Source organism: Streptomyces sp. NPDC051740 (assembly GCF_044453165.1).
Taxonomy (GTDB): domain Bacteria; phylum Actinomycetota; class Actinomycetes; order Streptomycetales; family Streptomycetaceae; genus Streptomyces; species Streptomyces atrovirens.
On sequence record NZ_JBITCL010000001.1, the window covers coordinates 243,374 to 262,348 of the forward strand.

An 18,975-nucleotide genomic window follows, 5' to 3' on the forward strand; every position below is an offset into this window, starting at 1 on the left:
TCACAGTCCATTGTTAACGGAGTTCGAACGGGGCGGCAGGTGGGCTGTGTCACGTACGGCGGTCGCCCGTAGCCTTCCGGGATCACGTGGTTGTCACGGTCGCATACCGGGTGATCACCGGGTGATCATCTGTGCGGCGGCTGTGTGCGGGATCCGTTTGAATGGCGCGCAATGCGCTGCGGATTCCTCCGCGCCTTCGAGAAAGAGTCCCCACGTGAGAACCATCGCCGTCCGCCGTACCGTGCTCGCCGCCTCCGCCGCCGCGCTCGCCCTGCTCGCCACCGCCTGCGGTGGCTCCGGCGACGAGGACAAGGCCGGCGACAGCAAGGGCAAGGCGGAGTCGAGCGCCTCCGCCTCCGCCGCGCCGGCGGCGAAGGCGCTCACCGCCGCCGAGCTGGAGAAGGCGGGGCTGGCGCAGGCGGACGTCAAGAGCGGCAAGGTGGCCACCAAGGTCGCGGCGACGGACGACATCGCCAAGGACCAGGTGAAGACGGACGACGCGGCCTGCCTGCCGCTGGCCCACGCCCAGGCCGCTGTGGCCCAGGGCGAGCCCGCCGCGACCGTGAAGCGGTCCTGGACGGGCGAGCCCGTGAAGCCCTCCGAGGGCACGAGCCCCGAGGACGCCCTGCTGGCCTCCCTCGACGTGGACAAGATGCTGATCAACCTCGCCTCCTACGAGGGTGACGGCGCCACGCAGGCGATGAAGGGCCTGACCGACGCCGCCGAGAAGTGCGCGGGCGGTTTCACCGCCACCGTGTCCGGTGAGAAGATGCAGGTCGTCAAGGTCGCCACGGCCGCCGGGCCCGAGGGCGGGGACGAGGGCAGCGCGATCACCCTGACCGTGGCCGTCGACGAGGAGATCCAGGCGCCGAACAAGATCGTCGTCGTCCGCAAGGGCGCCACCCTGGTCTCCTTCAGCGCCGTGAACCTGGCCGCCATGGCCACCGGCGAGGACTTCGAGGTCCCGGCGGACGTCGTCGACGCCCAGCTCGGCAAGCTCGCCTGACGCACCCCCGCGTTCCGTTCCCACCGGTGCTTCCTGCACCGGTGGGAATTTCCGATTTCGGGCAGGCAGAGGCCTTTTCCGGCGGCTGACGGGCCGTAGGCTGCCGGGCATGTGCGGAATCGTGGGATACGTGGGGCCTCAGTCGGCGCTGAGCGTCGTGACGGCCGGACTGAAGCGGCTGGAGTACCGGGGGTACGACTCGGCGGGCGTCGCCGTGCTGGCCGACGGCGGCCTGGCCACCGCCAAGCGGGCCGGGAAACTCGTCAACCTGGAGAAGGAGCTGGCCGAACGGCCGCTGCCGACCGGGACCACCGGCATCGGGCACACCCGCTGGGCCACGCACGGCGGCCCGACGGACGCCAACGCCCATCCGCACCTCGACAACGCGGGCCGGGTCGCCGTCGTCCACAACGGCATCATCGAGAACTTCGCCGCCCTGCGCGCCGAGCTGGCCGGGCGCGGCCACGACCTCGCCTCCGAGACGGACACCGAGGTCGTCGCCCACCTCCTCGCCGAGGAGTTCTCCTCCTGCGCGGACCTCGCGGAGGCGATGCGGCTGGTCTGCCGGCGTCTGGAGGGCGCGTTCACCCTGGTCGCCGTCCACGCGGACGAGCCGGACGTGGTGGTCGGCGCGCGACGGAACTCCCCGCTGGTGGTGGGCGTGGGGGAGGGCGAGGCCTTCCTCGCCTCGGACGTCGCCGCGTTCATCGCGCACACGCGGGACGCCGTCGAACTGGGGCAGGACCAGGTGGTCGAGCTGCGCCGGGACGCGGTGACGGTCACCGACTTCGACGGGGGCGCGGCCGACGTCCGCGAGTACCACGTCGACTGGGACGCCTCCGCCGCCGAGAAGGGCGGCTACGACTACTTCATGCTCAAGGAGATCGCCGAGCAGCCGAAGGCCGTCGCCGACACCCTGCTGGGCCGCATCGACCGCTCCGGCTCCCTGACCCTGGACGAGGTCCGCATCCCCGCGAACGTCCTGCGCGAGATCGACAAGGTCGTCATCGTCGCCTGCGGTACGGCCTTCCACGCCGGGCTGATCGCCAAGTACGCCATCGAGCACTGGACCCGGCTCCCCTGCGAGGTGGAACTGGCGAGCGAGTTCCGCTACCGGGACCCGATCCTCGACCAGCAGACCCTCGTCATCGCCGTCTCCCAGTCCGGCGAGACCATGGACACGCTGATGGCCCTGCGCCACGCCCGCGAGCAGGGCGCGCACGTGCTGGCGATCTGCAACACCAACGGTTCCACGATCCCGCGCGAGTCCGACGCCGTGCTCTACACGCACGCCGGCCCGGAGGTCGCGGTCGCCTCGACCAAGGCGTTCCTGACCCAGCTCGTCGCCTGCTACCTGGTCGCGCTGTACCTGGGCCAGGTGCGGGGCACCAAGTGGGCGGACGAGATCCGCGCGGTGGTGCGGGACCTGTCGTCGATCTCCGGTGCGGTGGAGCGCGTCCTGGAGACGATGGAGCCGGTACGGGAGCTGGCGCGGTCGCTGGCCGCGAAGGACACGGTGCTGTTCCTGGGCCGGCACGTGGGCTACCCGGTCGCGCTGGAGGGCGCGCTGAAGCTGAAGGAACTCGCGTACATGCACGCGGAGGGCTTCGCGGCGGGCGAGCTGAAGCACGGCCCGATCGCGCTGATCGAGGAGGACCTGCCGGTGGTCGTGGTCGTCCCGTCGCCACGTGGCCGCTCCGTCCTCCACGACAAGATCGTCTCCAACATCCAGGAGATCCGGGCGCGGGGTGCGCGGACGATCGTCATCGCGGAGGAGGGGGACGAGGCGGTCACCGAATACGCCGACCACCTCATCCGCGTCCCGGCCACCCCGACGCTGCTCCAGCCCCTGGTGGCGACGGTGCCGTTGCAGGTGTTCGCCTGCGAGCTGGCGACGGCGCGGGGGAACGAGGTGGACCAGCCCAGGAACCTGGCGAAGTCGGTGACGGTGGAGTAGGTCTTCACAGGACACCGGCCCCGCGCCGCCCGACTCGCCGCTGCCCTCCGAACGGCCCGTGGGCCCGGCCCTGGAGGACGGGCGCGGACCGGCACCGGTGCGGGCGTGTTCCGGTCTGTGGGGCCGGCAGCCGCTGTCCCGGGGCGGCGGCGGGGGAAGTCCGTGTGGTGCGAACCCGGCGCGGACCGACGGGGGTCGCCGGTGGCCGCCGGGCCGTCCGCTCCTGCCGGCCCGACCCGCCGCGGGGGTGGCCGTCCCGCGTGGATTCCCCCAAAGCTGTGAAATTAACGTGGAGTTGGAGAGCTTGTGTGTGGAGTGCCGGGGCACTCGCGGGATCGGAGGTTGATACACATGGTTCCCCTGCTTCTGGTTCTTCTCCTGGCGCTGATCCTGTTCGGTGCGGGCTTCGCGCTCAAGGCGCTGTGGTGGGTCGCGGTCATCGTGCTCGTGCTGTGGCTGGTGGGCTTCTTCGTCCGCCCGGCGGGCACGGGTGGCTCGCGGGGCCGCTGGTACCGCTGGTAGGGCGGCGGAATGTGTGCGGAGGGCTCCGGCGGAACCGCCGGAGCCCTCCGCATGTGCGTGGAAAGGGTGAAACGGGGCGTCAGGGGCGGATCGGCGGGCACCCGCCCGTCCGTCGGGCGCCGGTGCGCACGGGAACCGGCGGCCTCCACGCCGGCGTCCGACGTCCCCCCGGCGCGGACTCGTAAGGTGCTGCGCATGAGCATCATCGGAGTCGGGATCGACGTGGCCGAGATCGAACGGTTCGCGGAGTCGTTGGAGCGGACGCCCGCGCTGGCCCAGCGGCTCTTCCTGGAGAGCGAGCTGCTGCTGCCCAGCGGGGAGCGGCGCGGTGTCGCCTCGCTCGCCGCGCGGTTCGCGGCCAAGGAGGCGCTCGCCAAGGCGCTCGGGGCGCCCGCGGGGCTGTACTGGACCGATGCCGAGGTGTGGTGCGAGGACAGTGGGCAGCCGCGGCTGCGGGTGAAGGGGACGGTGGCCGCGCGCGCCGCCGAACTGGGCGTACGGTCCTGGCACGTGTCGCTCAGCCATGACGCCGGGGTGGCTTCGGCGGTCGTGATCGCGGAGGGGTGAGGCCCGTGCTCTCCTTCCCCGGGGTCGGGGTCGACCTGCCGGTCCGGGGCGACGCGTTCCTCGTCGTCGCCGCCGTGCTCACCGTCGTGTTCGCCCTCGTACGGCTGCTGCGCAACCGCCGTCGTTAACCCGGATGCGTGTTTCGGGTGGACCGGGGTAGACGCGTGGAGCCGGCGCCCGGAGCCGGGCCGAACCAACAGGGAGGGCGAACAGTGACGTCAACGATGGCGCGGACCGACCGAGCTCAGACGGTGACCGAGCTGCCGGAGGTCGCCGATCCCGGTCAGGTCGCGCCGAAGGACGCCCGGGAGCTGTCCAAGCAGTTCTTCCGCCGGCTGACGGAGCTGGAGGAGGGCACGCACGAGTACCAGTACGCGCGCAACACCCTCATCGAGATGAACATGTCCCTCGTCCGCTTCGCGGCCGGCCGGTTCCGCAGCCGCGGGCCGGAGGAGATGGAGGACATCGTCCAGGTCGGCATGATCGGACTGATCAAGGCGATCGACCGGTTCGAGCTCTCCCGCGAGGTGGAGTTCACCTCCTTCGCGATCCCCTACATCGTCGGCGAGATCAAGCGGTTCTTCCGGGACACCTCGTGGTCCGTGCACGTGCCGCGCCGGCTCCAGGAGGCCCGGGTGCAGCTCGCCCGCGCCACCGAGGAGCTGCGCAGCCGGCTGGGCCGTACGCCCACGACCGCCGAACTCGCACAGCTGATGAGCCTGACCGAGGAAGAGGTCAACGAGGCCCGGATCGCCTCCAACGGCTACAACTCCGCCTCCCTGGACGCCGCCATCGGCAGCGAGCCGGACGGCGAGAGCGTGCTCGCGGACTTCATCGGCACCGAGGACGCCGCGCTGGAACTGGTCGAGGACTTCCACGCGCTGGCCCCGATGATCGCCGAGCTCGACGAGCGCGAGCGCAAGATCGTGCACTGGCGGTTCGTGGAGGAGCTGACGCAGGCGGAGATCGGCGAGCGGCTCGGCTGCTCCCAGATGCACGTCTCGCGGCTGCTGTCCCGCACGCTGAAGCGGCTGCGGGCGGGGATGCTCACCACGAGCTGAGGCGGACGGCGGACGTACGGGGTGCGGCACGGTGTGCCGCACCCCGCCCTTTTCGTCAGCAGATCGACTGGCTGCTGTTCACCAGCCGGTTGTCGCGGAACGTCGTGTTCTCGCCGCAGGGGCTCTCGCGGATCGACGAGTTCGTCACCGTGAGGTTCTGGACGGTGATGTCCCTGTTGTTCGCGAACTCCGAGCGCGCGGCCAGGCGGATCTCGCCGCCGCCGGTGACCGTGCCGCTCTGGGCGGCGAGGTTCACGTTGTAGCAGTTCTCGATGAGGATCGCGTTGTTGCCCGTGTCGGAGAGCGTGATCCTGTCGATCGTCGCGCCGCCGCTCTCCGAGACGCAGAACACGCCCCGTCCGCCGCCGCGCGCGACGACCTCGCCGACGCGGATGTTGGTGGGGTAGGAGCTGCCGATCCGGCCGTTGCGGTTGGCCATGCGGAAGGCGGCGTACCCGGTGCCGGTGCCCGCGTTCTCCGCGTCCACCCTGGAGACGGTGGCGTTGACGGTCTGGTTCAGCAGCAGGCCCGACTCGCCGACGTCGCGGGCGGTCACCGTGCCGATGGTGAGGCCGTCGACGCCGTACGTCTCCACGGCGTGGCTGGACGCGCCGGAGACGTACACGTCGTCGATGCGGACGTTGCGCGTCCACTGGCTGGTGTCGCCGCGGTTGTCGATGCGGACGCCGAGGCCGCGCGTCAGGCGCATGTCGATCTGGCCGAGGACGACGTTCTGCACGTTGCGCAGGAAGATCCCGTACAGCGGGGCGCCGGTGACGTCGAGGTGCTGCACCTCGATGTCGCGGGTGCCGCGGGAGTAGACCGGGGCCTGGTCGCCGGAGCCGCTGCCGGTGACGTCGATGGTGCCGCAGACGTCCAGGGTCGTGTAGCTCGGCAGGGAGATGCGGGAACCGGCGGAGAGGGAGCCCGAGCCGCGGACCACCACCCGTTCCTTGCTGGTGCGGCCGGAGGACAGGCTGCTGATCGCCGCCTGCACGGCCGCGCGCATGTCGCCGCCGGTGTAGACCGTGCTGCTGCCGCGCCTGGCGGTCCAGGTGCTGCCGTTGAGCACGGCCTCGGCCTGGTAGGAGCCGTCGCCGCAGGCCGCGGCGCGGGCGGGGGCCGGGACCGCGGTGGTCGTGGGGGAGGTGGCGGCGGTCGCCGGGGCCGTCATGACGCCGGCTGCGGTGAGGAGTGCGGTGGCGCCGGCTGCTGCGAGAAGTGCGGCTCTGCGTCCCATGGGTCCTCTGCTTCTGTCGTCGAACCGATTCGACTGAATCGATTCATCCTGTGGGGGGCCGAGAGTTTGGCAAGGGCATGGCAAGCAGTCAAGCGGTCCGCTCCCCTGTCACGGGAATCGACGGGCCGTCTGCGGGAGACTCGGACGCATGCGTACTGCGTACAGCGTGGAGACGGTCAGGACGGCGGAACGGGAACTGATGGCACGGCTGCCGGAGGGGGCGCTGATGCGGCGCGCCGCCGCCGGTCTCGCCGCTGCCTGTGCGGATGTGCTGGGGCGGGTGTACGGCAGCAGGGTGCTGCTGCTGGTGGGCAGCGGGGACAACGGTGGTGACGCCCTGTACGCCGGTGCCCGGCTCGCCCGGCGCGGGGCGGGCGTGAGCGCGGTGCTGCTCGCGCCGGAGCGGGCGCACGGTGGGGGGCTCGCGGCGTTGCGCCGGGCGGGCGGGCGGGTGGTGGGGGTGGACGGGGCCGAGGCGCTGATCGAGCGGGCCGATCTCGTTCTGGACGGCATCGTCGGCATCGGCGGCAAGGGCGGGCTGCGCCCGGAGGCGGTGCCGCTCGCCGACGCGGCCGGGCGGGCGCGGGCGGCCGTGGTCGCCGTCGACCTGCCGAGCGGGGTCGACGCCGACACCGGGGAGGTACGGGGGACGGCGCTCCGCGCCGACCTCACGGTGACCTTCGGGACGCACAAACCGGGGCTGCTGGTCGATCCGGCGCGGGAGTACGCGGGGTCGGTGCGGCTGGTCGACATCGGGCTGTCGCTCCCCGAGGAGCCGGAACTGGAGGCGTTGCAGCACGCGGACGTGGCCCGGCTGCTGCCGGTGCCGGCCGTGGAGAGCGACAAGTACCGGCGGGGTGTCGTCGGGATCGCGGCCGGCTCCGCCCGGTACCCGGGGGCGGCGGTGCTCGCGGTGGCGGGGGCGCTGCGGGGCGGGGCGGGGGCCGTACGGTACGTCGGTCCCGCCGGGCAGGCCGTGATCGCCCGCTTTCCCGAGACGCTGGTGTCGGACGGGGGGCCGAGGCGTGCGGGGCGGGTGCAGGCGTGGGTGGTCGGGCCGGGGGCCGGGGACGACGCGGGGACGGTCGCGGAGGTGCTGGCGGCGGATGTGCCGGTGCTGATCGACGCGGACGGGCTGCGGCTGGCGGAGGCGTCGGCGGTGCGGGGGCGGCGGGCGCCGACGTTGATGACCCCGCACGCGGGGGAGGCCGCGGCGCTGCTCGGCGTCGAGCGGAGGGAGGTCGAGGACGGGCGGCTGGCGGCGGTGCGGGAACTGGCGGGGCGGTACGGGGCGACGGTGCTGCTGAAGGGGTCCACGACCCTGATCGCCTCCTCGGGGGGTGGGGTGGTGCGGGTGAATCCGACGGGGACGTCGTGGCTGGCCACGGCGGGGAGCGGCGACGTGCTGTCGGGGCTGGCCGGGTCGCTGCTGGCGGCCGGGCTGTCGGCGGTGGACGCGGCGAGTGCGGGGGCGTATCTGCACGGGCTGGCGGGGCGGTTCGCGGCGGACGGGGCGCCGATGGGGGCGCACGACGTGGCGGAGGGGATCGCGGGGGCGTGGCGGGACGTCGTACGGGGTTGACCGGGTGCTCGGCGTGCGTGTGGGGGTGCGGTGGGTACCTCAGGGGGTTTTCGCCCCGCCGCCCCTTCCCGTCCCGAACCCGGGGCTCCGCCCCGGACCCCGCTCCTCAGACGCCGGAGAGGCTGGAATTCAGCCTCTCCGGCGTCTGAGGAGTGAGGTTCCAGGGGCAGCGTCCCCGGGAACGGGGCTCTGAGAGACTGGGCCGGATGAACGAGACAGTTGCCCCGGGTGGTGCGGAGCTGCGGGCCCGTGCCGAGATCGACCTTGCCGCCGTGCGGGCCAATGTGCGGGTCCTGCGCGAGCGGGCGCCCGGCGCTGCCTTCATGGCCGTGGTCAAGGCCGACGGGTACGGGCACGGCGCGGCCCCCTGCGCCCGGGCGGCCGTCGAGGCCGGGGCGACCTGGCTGGGCACCGCCACCCCGCAGGAGGCGCTCGCGCTGCGCGCGCCCGGTGCCGGGGTGCCGGACGACGTGCGGATCATGTGCTGGCTGTGGACGCCCGGCGGGCCCTGGCGGGAGGCGGTCGAGGCCGGCCTCGACGTGTCCCTGAGCGGCATGTGGGCGCTGGACGAGGTCACCCGGGCGGCTCGCCTCGCCGGGCGGCCCGCGCGGGTACAGCTCAAGGCCGACACCGGGCTCGGGCGGGGCGGCTGCCAGCCCGGCGACGACTGGGCGGAACTGGTCGCCTCCGCGCTGCGCGCCGAGGCGGAGGGGTTGCTCCGGGTCACCGGCCTGTGGTCGCACTTCGCCTGCGCCGACGAGCCGGGCCATCCCTCCATCGCCGCCCAGCTCACCCGGTTCCGGGAGATGGTCGCGTACGCGGAGGGACAGGGCGTCGACCCCGAGGTGCGGCACATCGCCAACTCGCCCGCCACCCTCACCCTCCCCGACAGCCACTTCGACCTGGTCCGCCCCGGCATCGCGATGTACGGCGTCTCGCCCGGCCCCGCGATCGGCACCCCCGCCGACCTGGGACTGCGCCCGGCGATGACCCTGTCCGCCGCGATGGCCCTGGTGAAGCACGTCCCCGGCGGGCACGGCGTCAGCTACGGCCACCACTACGTCACCCCGGGCGTCACCACCCTCGGCCTCGTCCCGCTCGGCTACGCGGACGGCATCCCGCGCCACGCCTCCTCCACCGGCCCGGTGCTGGTCGGGGGCAAGTGGCGCACGGTCGCGGGGCGGGTCGCGATGGACCAGTTCGTCGTCGACCTGGGCGGGGACGAGCCGGGGCCGGGCGCCGAGGCCGTCCTCTTCGGGCCCGGTGACCGCGGTGAGCCCACCGCCGAGGACTGGGCACAGGCGGCCGGGACCATCGCGTACGAGATCGTCACCCGGATCGGGGCCCGTGTCCCGCGCGTCTACGTCAACGAGGGGAGCGGTACGTGAGCGAGAGCAGCGCGGAGGCTGTCGCGGCTGTCGCCTCCGCGTCCGGCGGGGGCTGGCGCCGCGCCACCGGTGTCGCGGGTGTCGCGATAGGCGTGCTCGCCACCGGGGCCGCCGCGGGCGTCGCGATAGAGCGGATGACGGTCGGCCGGGGCATGCGCAGGAAGGCCCGGCTCGCCCTCGACTCCGCGGGACCGTACGGCGCGCTGCGCGGCACGCCCGGCAAGGCGTACGCCGACGACGGCACCGAGCTGTACTACGAGGCCGACGACGTCGACCCCGCCCCGACCCCCGAGCGCCGGCGCCGGCTGTTCGGGCGCAGGGCCCCCGCCCCGGTCACCGTCGTCTTCAGCCACGGCTACTGCCTCAACCAGGACTCCTGGCACTTCCAGCGGGCCGCGCTGCGGGGCGTCGTACGGACCGTGCACTGGGACCAGCGCAGCCACGGCCGTTCGGCGCGGGGCGCGGCGCAGGTGGAGCGGGACGAGCCGGTCACCATCGAGCAGCTGGGGCAGGACCTGAAGGCCGTCATCGACGCGGCGGCGCCCGAGGGGCCGCTGGTGCTGGTCGGTCACTCCATGGGCGGGATGACGGTGATGGCCCTCGCCGACCGGTACCCGGAGCTGATCCGGGAGCGGGTGGTGGGCGTCGTCCTGGTCGGTACGTCGTCGGGGCGGCTCGGGGAGGTCAACTTCGGGCTGCCGGTGGCCGGCGTCAACGCGGTGCGGCGGGTGCTGCCGGGGGTGCTGAAGGCGCTGGGGCAGCGGGCCGAGCTGGTGGAGCGGGGGCGCCGGGCCACCGCGGACCTGTTCGCGGGGGTCATCAAGCGGTACTCGTTCGCGTCGCGGGACGTGGACCCGGCGGTCGCCCGGTTCGCCGAGCGGATGATCGAGGGCACGCCGATCGACGTGGTCGCCGAGTACTACCCGGCGTTCAACGACCACGACAAGACCGAGGCCCTCGCCCACTTCGCCGGTCTGCCGGTGCTGGTGCTGGCCGGGGTGGACGACCTGGTCACGCCGAGCGAGCACAGCGAGGCGATCGCCGGTCTGCTGCCCGACGCGGAGCTGGTGCTGGTCCCGGACGCGGGGCACCTGGTGATGCTGGAGCACCCGGAGGTGGTCACCGACCGCCTCGCCGACCTGCTCGTCCGCGCGGGCGCGGTGCCCGCAGGGGCTACCGTTGGTCGCTATGGAAGCAGCAGCACCGCACAACCCGGCTGAGCCGACGCCGACCGCGAACTCCGTCGGGCTGACCGTCACCTCCCCCGAGCAGATGCGCGAGCTGGGACGCAGGCTCGCCAAGCTGCTGCGCGCCGGTGATCTGGTCCTGCTCTCGGGCGAGCTGGGCGCGGGCAAGACGACCCTGACCCGGGGCCTCGGCGAGGGTCTCGGCGTGCGGGGCGCGGTCACCTCGCCGACGTTCGTGATCGCCCGGGTGCACCCGTCGCTGGGGGACGGTCCGCCGCTGGTCCACGTCGACGCGTACCGGCTCTCCGGCGGTCTGGACGAGATGGAGGACCTCGATCTCGACGTCTCGCTGCCGGAGTCGGTGATCGTCGTGGAGTGGGGCGAGGGCAAGGTCGAGGAGCTGACCGAGGACCGTCTCCGGCTCGTCATCCACCGGGCGGTCGGCGACACCACCGACGAGGTGCGCCAGGTGACCGTGACCGGCCTGGGCGGACGCTGGTCGACGACCGACCTGACCGTCCTGTCGGCCTGACCGGGGCACACGGCCCGACCGCTCTGCCGGCCCGACCGCCCTGTCGGCCCGAGCGTCAGGCCGGCCGACCGGTCCGCGCGGCCCGATCGGGTTACGCGGCCTGAACATCCTGCCGGCCTGAACGTGCTGTCGGCCCGACCGTTCTGCCGGCCGACCGGTCCGCGAGGCCTGATCGGGTTATGCGGCCTGACCGTCCCGTCGGCACTGAACGTGCTGCCGGCCTGACCGTCCCGTCGGCACTGAACGCGCTGTCGACCGGCCCGACCGGGCCGCCGGCCGACCGGAGCCACGTGGCTCCGGTCGGCCTACGCGGCCTCGCGGTGTTCCTTGGCCGGTTCGCAGGGCCGGGGTTCCGGTGCGCGGGGTGGGGTGGAGATCGCGGCGGCCGCCGCGCAGGACGCCAGCAGGTCGTGCATCGGGATTCCGGAGACCGGCTGTGGCCGCGACTGCGCCGTGGTCCGGCGGGCGCTCTGATGGGCCGGCATGGACGCCTCCTGAAGGACGGGGGCGGGCGTGGTTAGGTAGACCTAACCACGGGCTGGATACCATGTGACCACGCCCGGGACGCCGAACGCAACATCTTGCCGACGTCTTGTCGGAATGCACGGGCCCCGTTCGCGCGATCCGGCCGGAACGCGCACACCGGGACTCACCGCACGACGACGACCTTCCGTCCGATCGTCGCGAACCCCCACATCGCCGCACCGTCCGCGCGCGTCTCCCGGATGCCGCCCGTCCGCTGCTCCGGGTCGAGCCGCGGCGCCGAGCCGTCGACCGCCGCGCTGAACCCGATCGCCGTGCCCTCGACGGACGCGAACCGCACCACGTACTCGATCGGAACGCCGTCCGATCCGGTGACCGACGCGGACCGGGACGTGACCCGGTAGGTGCCCGGCTCCGGGTCCACCGTGCTGGGGCTGACCCCGTAGGTGCGCCGTACCTCGCCGCTCTCCCCGACCAGCCACACCCGGTCCTTGCCCAGCGCGTACACGACCCGTTCGCCCGTCCCCGACCGTGCGGGCAGGGCGGCGGGGTGGTCGCCGTCCCGGAGGGACTCCTGGACGGCCGCCGCGGTGCCGGGCGCCGGAGGGCGCAGCCCGGCCGGGGCGGTCACCGCCGCCCGGTGGCCGAGGTAGCCGATCGTCGCGAGGGCCGCCGCGGTCAGCCCCGCCACGACCGCCGAGCTGGTGCCTGCCACCGTCGTCACCCCTGTCCCGCTCTGCCCTGTTATGTACGTACGTCGTCGTGACCGTAGCAGTACGTGACCGGCCGACCCGTGCGGCCGTGGCCGGGGCTCGGGAGCCGTAGGCTGTTTGCGTGCTCTTGCTCGCTCTGGATACCGCCACCCCCGCCGTCACCGTCGCGCTGCACGACGGCCACGACGTCATCGCCTCGTCGAGCCAGGTGGACGCCCGCCGCCACGGCGAGCTGCTGCTCCCGGCGATCGACCGGATGCTCGCCGAGGCAGGTTCCCGGCTGGACGCCGTCACCGGGATCGTCGTCGGCGTCGGCCCCGGCCCGTACACCGGGCTGCGCGTCGGCCTGATGACCGCGGACACCTTCGGGCTCGCGCTCGGCGTGCCCGTGCACGGTGTGTGCACGCTGGACGGCCTCGCCTGGGCGGCCGACCTGGAGGGCCCCTTCGTCGTGGCGACCGACGCCCGCCGCAAGGAGGTCTACTGGGCGCGCTACGCCGACTCCCGCACCCGTCTCACCGAGCCCGCCGTGGACCGGCCCGCCGACATCGCGGACCAGGTGGCCGGGCTCCCGGCCGTCGGCGCGGGCGCGCTGCTCTACCCGGACACCTTCCCCAAGGCGCACGAGCCCGAGCACGTGTCCGCCGCCGCCCTGGCCCGGCTGGCCGCCGAGCGGCTGGCGGCGGGCGAGGAGCTGCCCGCGCCCCGGCCGCTGTATCTGCGCCGGCCCGATGCCCAGGTCCCCAAGAACTACAAGGTGGTCACCCCCAAGTGACGGGAACCGAGACTGCCGTGCTGCGCGAGATGCGCTGGTGGGACATCGACTCCGTACTGGAGCTGGAGCGGGACCTGTTCCCCGAGGACGCCTGGTCGCGCGGGATGTTCTGGTCCGAGCTGGCCCACGCGCGCGGGCCGGGGGCGACCCGGTGCTACGTCGTCGCCCAGGAGGGCGACCGGATCGTCGGCTACGCGGGCCTGACCACCTCCGGTGCGGAGTCCGACGGCGGCGAGGCCGGTGACGGCGACAGCGTTTCGGCGGCCGACGTGCAGACCATCGCCGTCACCCGGGACCACTGGGGCACCGGCCTCGGCTCGCGGCTGCTGACCGAGCTGCTGCGGGCGGCGACCGCCTTCGAATGCACCGAGGTGCTGCTGGAGTGCCGGGTCGACAACGTGCGCGCCCAGAAGCTCTACGAGCGCTTCGGCTTCGAGACCATCGGCGTCCGGCGCGGCTACTACCAGCCGGGGAACGTGGACGCCCTGGTGATGCGACTGACCGATCCGTCCACCTCTGTGAACCCGGCGAATCCCGTCGACGGGAACGGCGTACAAGGAACCGAAACCAATGGCTGACGAACCCCTGGTCCTGGGGATCGAGACCTCCTGCGACGAGACCGGCGTCGGCATCGTGCGCGGGACCACCCTGCTGGCGGACGCCGTCGCCTCCAGCGTCGACGAGCACGCCCGCTTCGGCGGCGTCGTCCCGGAGGTGGCGAGCCGCGCCCACCTGGAGGCGATGGTCCCCACCATCGAGCGCGCGCTGGAGGAGGCGGGCGTCAGCGCCCGCGACCTCGACGGCATCGCCGTCACCGCAGGCCCCGGACTCGCCGGCGCGCTGCTGGTCGGGGTGTCGGCGGCCAAGGCGTACGCCTACGCCCTCGGCAAGCCCCTCTACGGCGTCAACCACCTCGCCTCGCACATCTGCGTCGACCAGCTGGAGCACGGCGCGCTGCCCGAGCCGACGATGGCGCTGCTGGTCTCCGGCGGCCACTCCTCGCTCCTGCTCTCCACGGACATCACCTCCGACGTCCGTCCCCTCGGCGCGACCATCGACGACGCGGCCGGCGAGGCCTTCGACAAGATCGCCCGGGTGCTGGACCTCGGCTTCCCCGGCGGCCCGGTCATCGACCGGTACGCGCGCGAGGGCGACCCGGAGGCGATCGCGTTCCCGCGCGGTCTGACCGGCCCGCGCGACCCGGCGTACGACTTCTCCTTCTCCGGGCTGAAGACGGCCGTGGCCCGCTGGATCGAGGCGAAGCGGGCGGCGGGCGAGGAGGTCCCCGTGCGCGACGTGTCGGCGTCCTTCCAGGAGGCGGTCGTGGACGTGCTCACCCGGAAGGCCGTACGGGCCTGCAAGGACGAGGGCGTCGACCACCTGATGATCGGCGGCGGCGTGGCCGCCAACTCCCGGCTGCGGGCCCTGGCCCAGGAGCGCTGCGAGGCGGCCGGCATCCGGCTGCGCGTACCGCGCCCCAAGCTGTGCACGGACAACGGCGCGATGGTCGCCGCGCTCGGCGCCGAGATGGTCGCCCGCAACCGCCCCGCCTCCGACTGGGACCTGTCGGCCGACTCCTCCCTCCCGGTGACGGACCCGCACGTGCCCGGACACGACCACGTCCACGAGGTCGGCGAGGAGAACCTGTACTCATGACGGTCGCACTGATGTGGGAGGCCCGCGCGGTCCCCGGCCGGGGCGCGGACCTGGTGGCCTGGACCGAGGAACAGGCGCGGGAGCTCGCCCGCCGCCCCCTGCGCCGCGAGACCTTCCGCGCCCCGCAGGACCGGGTCCTGGTCATCACCTGGTGGGACGCCCCGTACGACGCGGACCTGCCGGAACTCCCGGAGCCGGACGGTGTGTTGGTCACCCGCCCGGTGCACCGGTGGCGGTTCGAGTCGCTCGGGGCCCAGTGACGTCGTCGACGAAGTCACCGGTGGGCCGTGGGAACGAATGACGAGGAACCGCCGTGGACCGGCGTTCTCACGGAACGCCTGCGATGCTGCGTCTGCGGTGGGCCGACCGATGACGCCCCCGACTACGTGCTCCTGGAGCTGACCGGTCCGGCCGTCGGCGCGCGCCAGTGGCTCGGCGCCCACGCCGGGCACTTGAACGGCGTGCTCGGGGACGGGTTCCACGTCGAAGTCCATCTGATGTGACAGCGCCCGCCGTCCGGGACGCCCCGCCGCCTCCGCCTCCGCCTTCGTCTCGCACCGCGGCCGCCGGTCCGGGCCGGGTTCGCGCACCGGGCCCGTGAGGCCCGGCCGGGCCGTGTGGCGGACTTCCGTGCCGGAGGCCGCCGACCACAGCTCCGGCGCGCCCGGTTCGACCGACCGGCGCCCGGAACGGTCGGGTGAACGCCGACAGGTCCGGGTGGAAGCGGAACGTCACCCGGGACGCCCCGCCCGGCGCCGGCTCGCCCCGCCGGCAGCCGATCAGGCGGACGTCCGGACGGGTCACCGACACCACCGGGTCGTGCGGGCAGAGCCGGACGCCCTCGGCGCCGGACCGGTCACCGGTGCCGCGGACGGTCAGCGGGACGTCGTACCAGCCGTCCGCGCCGATCTCCGCGCTCTCGTCCTGGACGCCGGGGGACCACGCGAACGCCGTGTACGAGCCGCCGCGGCCGGAGCTGCATGCGGGAATCGTGCGAACGAGCCGCACTGCCCGTCGCCGGGAACACCCGTTCCCTGTCTCACCCCAGGCGACCGCCCCGTCCGGCTCCGCCGCGCCCCGCGCCGCAGTCACCGAGCGCGGGGCAGGGCCGATGCGGCGGGCAGGGCGGGGTCACGCCGGGGCGCGGTGGTCATGGAGCTCCTGTCGGGTGGACGGACGGCCCTCACCCGTACGATTCTCGACGAATGTTTCGACTTGTGGGCCGAATGTTCAGGGAACCCATGCCCCCCGGAACCCTTCGTCAACAGGGCCCGCAGGGTTACGATCGCGGCCATGACATCCCCGCAGCCCGCCGAAACCCGGACTCAAGGGCGCAGCGCCCGGACGGCGACCCTCGCCGAGATCGCCCGCGAGGCCGGCGTCTCGGCCCCGACTGTTTCGAAGGTCCTCAACGGTCGTGCCGACGTCGCCCCCGCCACCCGGAGCCGGGTCGAGGGGCTGCTGCGCGCCCACGGCTACCGGCGCCGCCGCGCCGAGGCCACCCGCTCGCCCCTGATCGACCTGGTCTTCCACGAACTGGAGAGCGCCTGGGCGATGGAGGTCATCCGGGGCGTGGAGAACGTGGCCCGGGACGAGGGCCTGAGCGTCGTCCTCTCCGAGAGCGCGGGCCGGCTCACGCCCGGACGCACCTGGGCCGACCAGGTCGCCGCGCGCCGCCCGCACGGCGTCATCCTCGTGCTGTCCGGCCTCGACGAGTCCGGGCGGGCCCTGCTGACCAGCCGCTCCATCCCGTTCGTGGTGATGGACCCGGCCGGCGACCCGGGCACCGACGTGCCCTCCATCGGCGCGACCAACTGGCAGGGCGGGCTCGCCGCGACCCGGCACCTGGTGGACCTGGGCCACACCCGGATCGGCGCGATCAGCGGGCCCACGCAGATGATGTGCAGCCGCGCCCGCGTCGACGGCTACCGGGCCGCCCTGGAGACCGCCGGGCTGCCGGTCGACCCCCAGCTGATCATGACCGGGGACTTCCACCACGAGGCCGGCTACCGGCAGGGTCTCGCCCTGCTGCGCCGCGAGGACCGGCCCACCGCGGTCTTCGCCGGCAACGACCTCCAGGCCCTCGGGCTGTACGAGGCCGCGCGGGAGCTGGGGCTGCGGATCCCGGAGGACCTGAGCGTGGTCGGGTTCGACGATCTGCCGGTGGCCCGCTGGGTGGGGCCGCCGCTGACGACCGTACGGCAGCCGCTGACGGAGATGGCCGAGGCGGCGGCCAAGCTGGTCCTCGATCTGGGCAGGAACGAGGACTCGGGGGCGGCGACCCGGGTGGAGCTGGCGACGAGCCTGGTGGTGCGGAGCAGTACGGCGGCGCCGGCGGGGGCGTGAGCCGGTTCGAAAGTTTCGGGCCGTCGGAAGCCGTGTCGGAAGTCTGAGAATTTCACAAGAAAACTCTCCGGGGGTCGCTGCTCGCCATAATTCGGACTTATGTTCCTGTCCGTGAGGGGACATGAGAAGAGCGGCGGGGCCGGGAACGACGGGGACGAGGCCGAGGGCCCGGACATACGGACGGGCCGGCGGGCGAAAGCACTGAAGATCACGGGGCTGACGCTGGCCGGCCTGCTGGTCCTGGGCGCCGGAGCGGCCGGCTGGGCGTACTGGCAGCTCAACGGCAACATCGACAGCGTCGACATCAACAGCGCCCTGGGCGACGACCGCCCCGCCAAGGGCGTGACCGCACCGTCCCCGGACGCGTCCGCCACGGCCACGCCCCTGCCGGCCGGGTCCCTGAACATCCTGGTGCTCGGCTCCGACTCGCGCAGCGGCGAGGAGAACCAGGCGCTCGGCGGCGGAGACAGCGGCGGCGCCCGCTCCGACACCGCCATGGTCGTCCACCTCGACGCCGGCCGGACCGCCGCGACGGTGGTCAGCATCCCCCGCGACACCCTCGTCGACCGGCCCTCCTGCCCGCTGGAGGACGGGGAATCGACCCGCGCGGCCTCCGGGGTGATGTTCAACACCGCGTACGAGGTGGGCGGGCCGGTGTGCGCCGTGAAGACCGTCGAGTCGCTCACGGACGTCCGCATGGACCACTACGTCGAGATCGACTTCGCCGGCTTCGCCCGCCTGGTCGACGCGCTCGGCGGGGTCACCGTCACCACCGAGGAGGACATCGACGACGACCGCAGCCACCTCACCCTGGACGCCGGCACCCACCACCTCGACGGCACGGACGCCCTCGCCCTGGCCCGCACCCGGTACGACATCGGCGACGGCAGCGACCTCGGCCGCATAGGGCTCCAGCACCAGCTGGTGAAGGCGCTGCTGGAGCAGGTCGCGGACGAGGACCTGCTGGCCGCCCCCACCCGGCTGTACCAGCTCGCCGACACCCTCACCGGCAGCCTCACCACCGACACCGGTCTGGACTCGCTCGGCGAACTCACCCGCCTCGCCCAGAGCCTGCGGGACCTCCCGTCCGACGACGTCACGACCCTCACCATGCCGGTCGTCCCGGCCCCCTGGGACGGCAACCGAGTGATCGCGGACGAGCCGGAGGCGGGGGAGCTGTGGGCGTCGCTGAGATGAGGTGATCACCCGTTCGGCTGATCGGCGCCGATCCCGGAGCGGTGCGACTCCCGAACTCGTGGCGTCACCGTGTCGCTTGTGCCGCAGTGGCGCCCGCGCCCACACTTGAAGGAGGAGGTGCTTCTCGATGACCGCTCTCGCGGAAGAGGTGGCCCCGGTGGTGGTGGACAAGCCCGTCTCCGAGCAGGGTTCCGATCTGGACGAGGTCCTGTGGCAGGCGTGGAAGGCCATGGATCTCCCCGAGGGCTACCGGGCCGAGATCATCGAAGGGGCCATCGAGGTGTCACCTACCGGTCGCCGTCGTCACACCGTGCTCGTCGGCCGTCTCCGCAGAGCGCTGGACGCGCATCTGGCAGGCAGTGGTTACGCGGCACACCACGACGGCAACGTCATCCACCGTCAGAAAGCCTGGATCCCCGACCTCTTCGTGGCCCCGCTCGACCTCGACGAGATCCCGGACGAGGACGGTCTCGGCGTCGACGCCGACGGAGTCAAGATGGTCGTCGAGGTCGAGCGGGGCCACCGCAACCTCCAGCGCGACCGCGTCCGCAAACGCCGGGAGTACGCGAGGGCCGGCATCCCGGTGTACGTGACCGTCGACGACTTCGACGACGAGGGGGCGGTGCTCGTCCTGACGTCGCCCGACCGGAAGAAGGGCAAGTACGCGGACGAGCACCGGGTCCCCTACGGCACCGACGCGGTGATCCCCGAGGGGCCGGCCAAGGGTTTCGCTATCGGCAAGGCGATCGTCGCGTCCTGAGGC

Annotated in this window: 21 protein-coding genes and 1 pseudogene; 18 read left to right on the plus strand and 4 right to left on the minus strand. The window is 73.3% G+C overall.

The window, feature by feature from the left end; genetic code table 11:
- Positions 1-214: 214 nt before the first annotated feature.
- The 6 genes from ACIA6T_RS01240 (at position 215) to ACIA6T_RS01265 (ending at position 5,113) form a co-directional block, all read left to right on the plus strand.
- The gene (locus ACIA6T_RS01240; RefSeq protein WP_399444477.1) at positions 215-1,006 is read left to right on the plus strand and encodes a hypothetical protein; all 792 of its coding nucleotides are present in this window, start codon (positions 215-217) and stop codon (positions 1,004-1,006) included.
- Positions 1,007-1,115: 109 nt separating this feature from the next.
- Positions 1,116-2,963 (plus strand): glutamine--fructose-6-phosphate transaminase (isomerizing), encoded by a 1,848-nt coding sequence (gene glmS / locus ACIA6T_RS01245; RefSeq protein WP_399444478.1) that lies wholly within the window; start codon positions 1,116-1,118, stop codon positions 2,961-2,963.
- Positions 2,964-3,314: 351 nt separating this feature from the next.
- On the plus strand, positions 3,315-3,485 hold the full coding sequence (locus tag ACIA6T_RS01250) for a hydrophobic protein (protein ID WP_399444479.1): 171 nt from the start codon (positions 3,315-3,317) through the stop codon (positions 3,483-3,485).
- A gap of 195 nt (positions 3,486-3,680) precedes the next feature.
- Positions 3,681-4,052: a holo-ACP synthase gene (locus ACIA6T_RS01255; RefSeq protein ID WP_073932735.1), complete on the plus strand. Its 372-nt coding sequence runs from the start codon at positions 3,681-3,683 to the stop codon at positions 4,050-4,052.
- 5 nt (positions 4,053-4,057) lie between these two features.
- Positions 4,058-4,180, plus strand: a complete 123-nt coding sequence (locus ACIA6T_RS01260; protein ID WP_399444480.1) for a hypothetical protein — start codon at positions 4,058-4,060, stop codon at positions 4,178-4,180.
- Positions 4,181-4,276: 96 nt separating this feature from the next.
- Complete coding sequence (locus tag ACIA6T_RS01265; RefSeq protein ID WP_030861040.1) at positions 4,277-5,113, plus strand: RNA polymerase sigma factor SigF; 837 nt, start codon at positions 4,277-4,279, stop codon at positions 5,111-5,113.
- Between the two features lie 55 nt (positions 5,114-5,168).
- Here ACIA6T_RS01265 and ACIA6T_RS01270 read toward each other — a convergent pair whose 3' ends face one another.
- Positions 5,169-6,353, minus strand: coding sequence for a hypothetical protein (locus ACIA6T_RS01270; protein ID WP_399444481.1), 1,185 nt, complete (start codon positions 6,351-6,353; stop codon positions 5,169-5,171).
- 148 nt (positions 6,354-6,501) lie between these two features.
- Here ACIA6T_RS01270 and ACIA6T_RS01275 point away from each other — a divergent pair, with 148 nt between their 5' ends.
- The 4 genes from ACIA6T_RS01275 (at position 6,502) to tsaE (ending at position 11,042) form a co-directional block, all read left to right on the plus strand.
- Positions 6,502-7,935 (plus strand): NAD(P)H-hydrate dehydratase, encoded by a 1,434-nt coding sequence (locus tag ACIA6T_RS01275; RefSeq protein WP_399444482.1) that lies wholly within the window; start codon positions 6,502-6,504, stop codon positions 7,933-7,935.
- Between the two features lie 206 nt (positions 7,936-8,141).
- Positions 8,142-9,323 carry an alanine racemase gene (gene alr / locus ACIA6T_RS01280; RefSeq protein ID WP_399444483.1) on the plus strand — a complete coding sequence of 394 codons (1,182 nt, stop codon included), beginning with the start codon at positions 8,142-8,144 and terminating at the stop codon, positions 9,321-9,323.
- Entirely contained in the window at positions 9,320-10,543 is a 1,224-nt protein-coding gene (locus ACIA6T_RS01285) for an alpha/beta fold hydrolase (protein WP_399444484.1), read from the plus strand. The genes alr and ACIA6T_RS01285 overlap by 4 nt, the downstream gene beginning before the upstream one ends.
- Positions 10,512-11,042, plus strand: coding sequence for a tRNA (adenosine(37)-N6)-threonylcarbamoyltransferase complex ATPase subunit type 1 TsaE (gene tsaE / locus ACIA6T_RS01290; RefSeq protein ID WP_399444485.1), 531 nt, complete (start codon positions 10,512-10,514; stop codon positions 11,040-11,042). The genes ACIA6T_RS01285 and tsaE overlap by 32 nt, the downstream gene beginning before the upstream one ends.
- A 305-nt stretch (positions 11,043-11,347) precedes the next feature.
- Here the strand turns inward: tsaE and ACIA6T_RS01295 are convergent, their stop codons facing one another.
- Positions 11,348-11,527: a hypothetical protein gene (locus ACIA6T_RS01295; protein ID WP_399444486.1), complete on the minus strand. Its 180-nt coding sequence runs from the start codon at positions 11,525-11,527 to the stop codon at positions 11,348-11,350.
- A gap of 164 nt (positions 11,528-11,691) precedes the next feature.
- A complete protein-coding gene (locus ACIA6T_RS01300) occupies positions 11,692-12,240 on the minus strand; it encodes a hypothetical protein (protein WP_399444487.1) in 549 nt (182 codons plus the stop codon).
- Between the two features lie 119 nt (positions 12,241-12,359).
- On the opposite strand from ACIA6T_RS01300, the gene tsaB reads away from it, so the two are divergent.
- From tsaB to ACIA6T_RS01325, 5 genes are read left to right on the plus strand one after another with little or no spacing between them, the layout of a single operon-like run.
- Entirely contained in the window at positions 12,360-13,013 is a 654-nt protein-coding gene (gene tsaB, locus ACIA6T_RS01305; protein WP_399444489.1) for a tRNA (adenosine(37)-N6)-threonylcarbamoyltransferase complex dimerization subunit type 1 TsaB, read from the plus strand.
- Complete coding sequence (gene rimI / locus ACIA6T_RS01310; RefSeq protein WP_399444490.1) at positions 13,010-13,591, plus strand: ribosomal protein S18-alanine N-acetyltransferase; 582 nt, start codon at positions 13,010-13,012, stop codon at positions 13,589-13,591. The genes tsaB and rimI overlap by 4 nt, the downstream gene beginning before the upstream one ends.
- A complete protein-coding gene (gene tsaD / locus ACIA6T_RS01315; RefSeq protein ID WP_399444491.1) occupies positions 13,584-14,669 on the plus strand; it encodes a tRNA (adenosine(37)-N6)-threonylcarbamoyltransferase complex transferase subunit TsaD in 1,086 nt (361 codons plus the stop codon). Before rimI ends, tsaD begins: the two co-directional genes overlap by 8 nt.
- A complete protein-coding gene (locus ACIA6T_RS01320; protein WP_399444492.1) occupies positions 14,666-14,929 on the plus strand; it encodes a hypothetical protein in 264 nt (87 codons plus the stop codon). Before tsaD ends, ACIA6T_RS01320 begins: the two co-directional genes overlap by 4 nt.
- 27 nt (positions 14,930-14,956) lie before the next feature.
- Entirely contained in the window at positions 14,957-15,172 is a 216-nt protein-coding gene (locus ACIA6T_RS01325; protein WP_399444493.1) for a hypothetical protein, read from the plus strand.
- Between the two features lie 36 nt (positions 15,173-15,208).
- Here ACIA6T_RS01325 and ACIA6T_RS01330 read toward each other — a convergent pair.
- Positions 15,209-15,641: pseudogene (locus tag ACIA6T_RS01330) on the minus strand (fibronectin type III-like domain-contianing protein); the annotation flags it as partial.
- A 321-nt stretch (positions 15,642-15,962) separates the two neighbouring features.
- Here ACIA6T_RS01330 and ACIA6T_RS01335 point away from each other — a divergent pair.
- From ACIA6T_RS01335 to ACIA6T_RS01345, 3 genes are all read left to right on the plus strand, one after another.
- A complete protein-coding gene (locus tag ACIA6T_RS01335) occupies positions 15,963-17,015 on the plus strand; it encodes a LacI family DNA-binding transcriptional regulator (protein WP_399444494.1) in 1,053 nt (350 codons plus the stop codon).
- A gap of 99 nt (positions 17,016-17,114) precedes the next feature.
- Positions 17,115-18,212: an LCP family protein gene (locus tag ACIA6T_RS01340; RefSeq protein ID WP_399444495.1), complete on the plus strand. Its 1,098-nt coding sequence runs from the start codon at positions 17,115-17,117 to the stop codon at positions 18,210-18,212.
- A 127-nt stretch (positions 18,213-18,339) separates the two neighbouring features.
- Positions 18,340-18,972: a Uma2 family endonuclease gene (locus tag ACIA6T_RS01345; RefSeq protein ID WP_399444496.1), complete on the plus strand. Its 633-nt coding sequence runs from the start codon at positions 18,340-18,342 to the stop codon at positions 18,970-18,972.
- Positions 18,973-18,975: the final 3 nt, after the last annotated feature.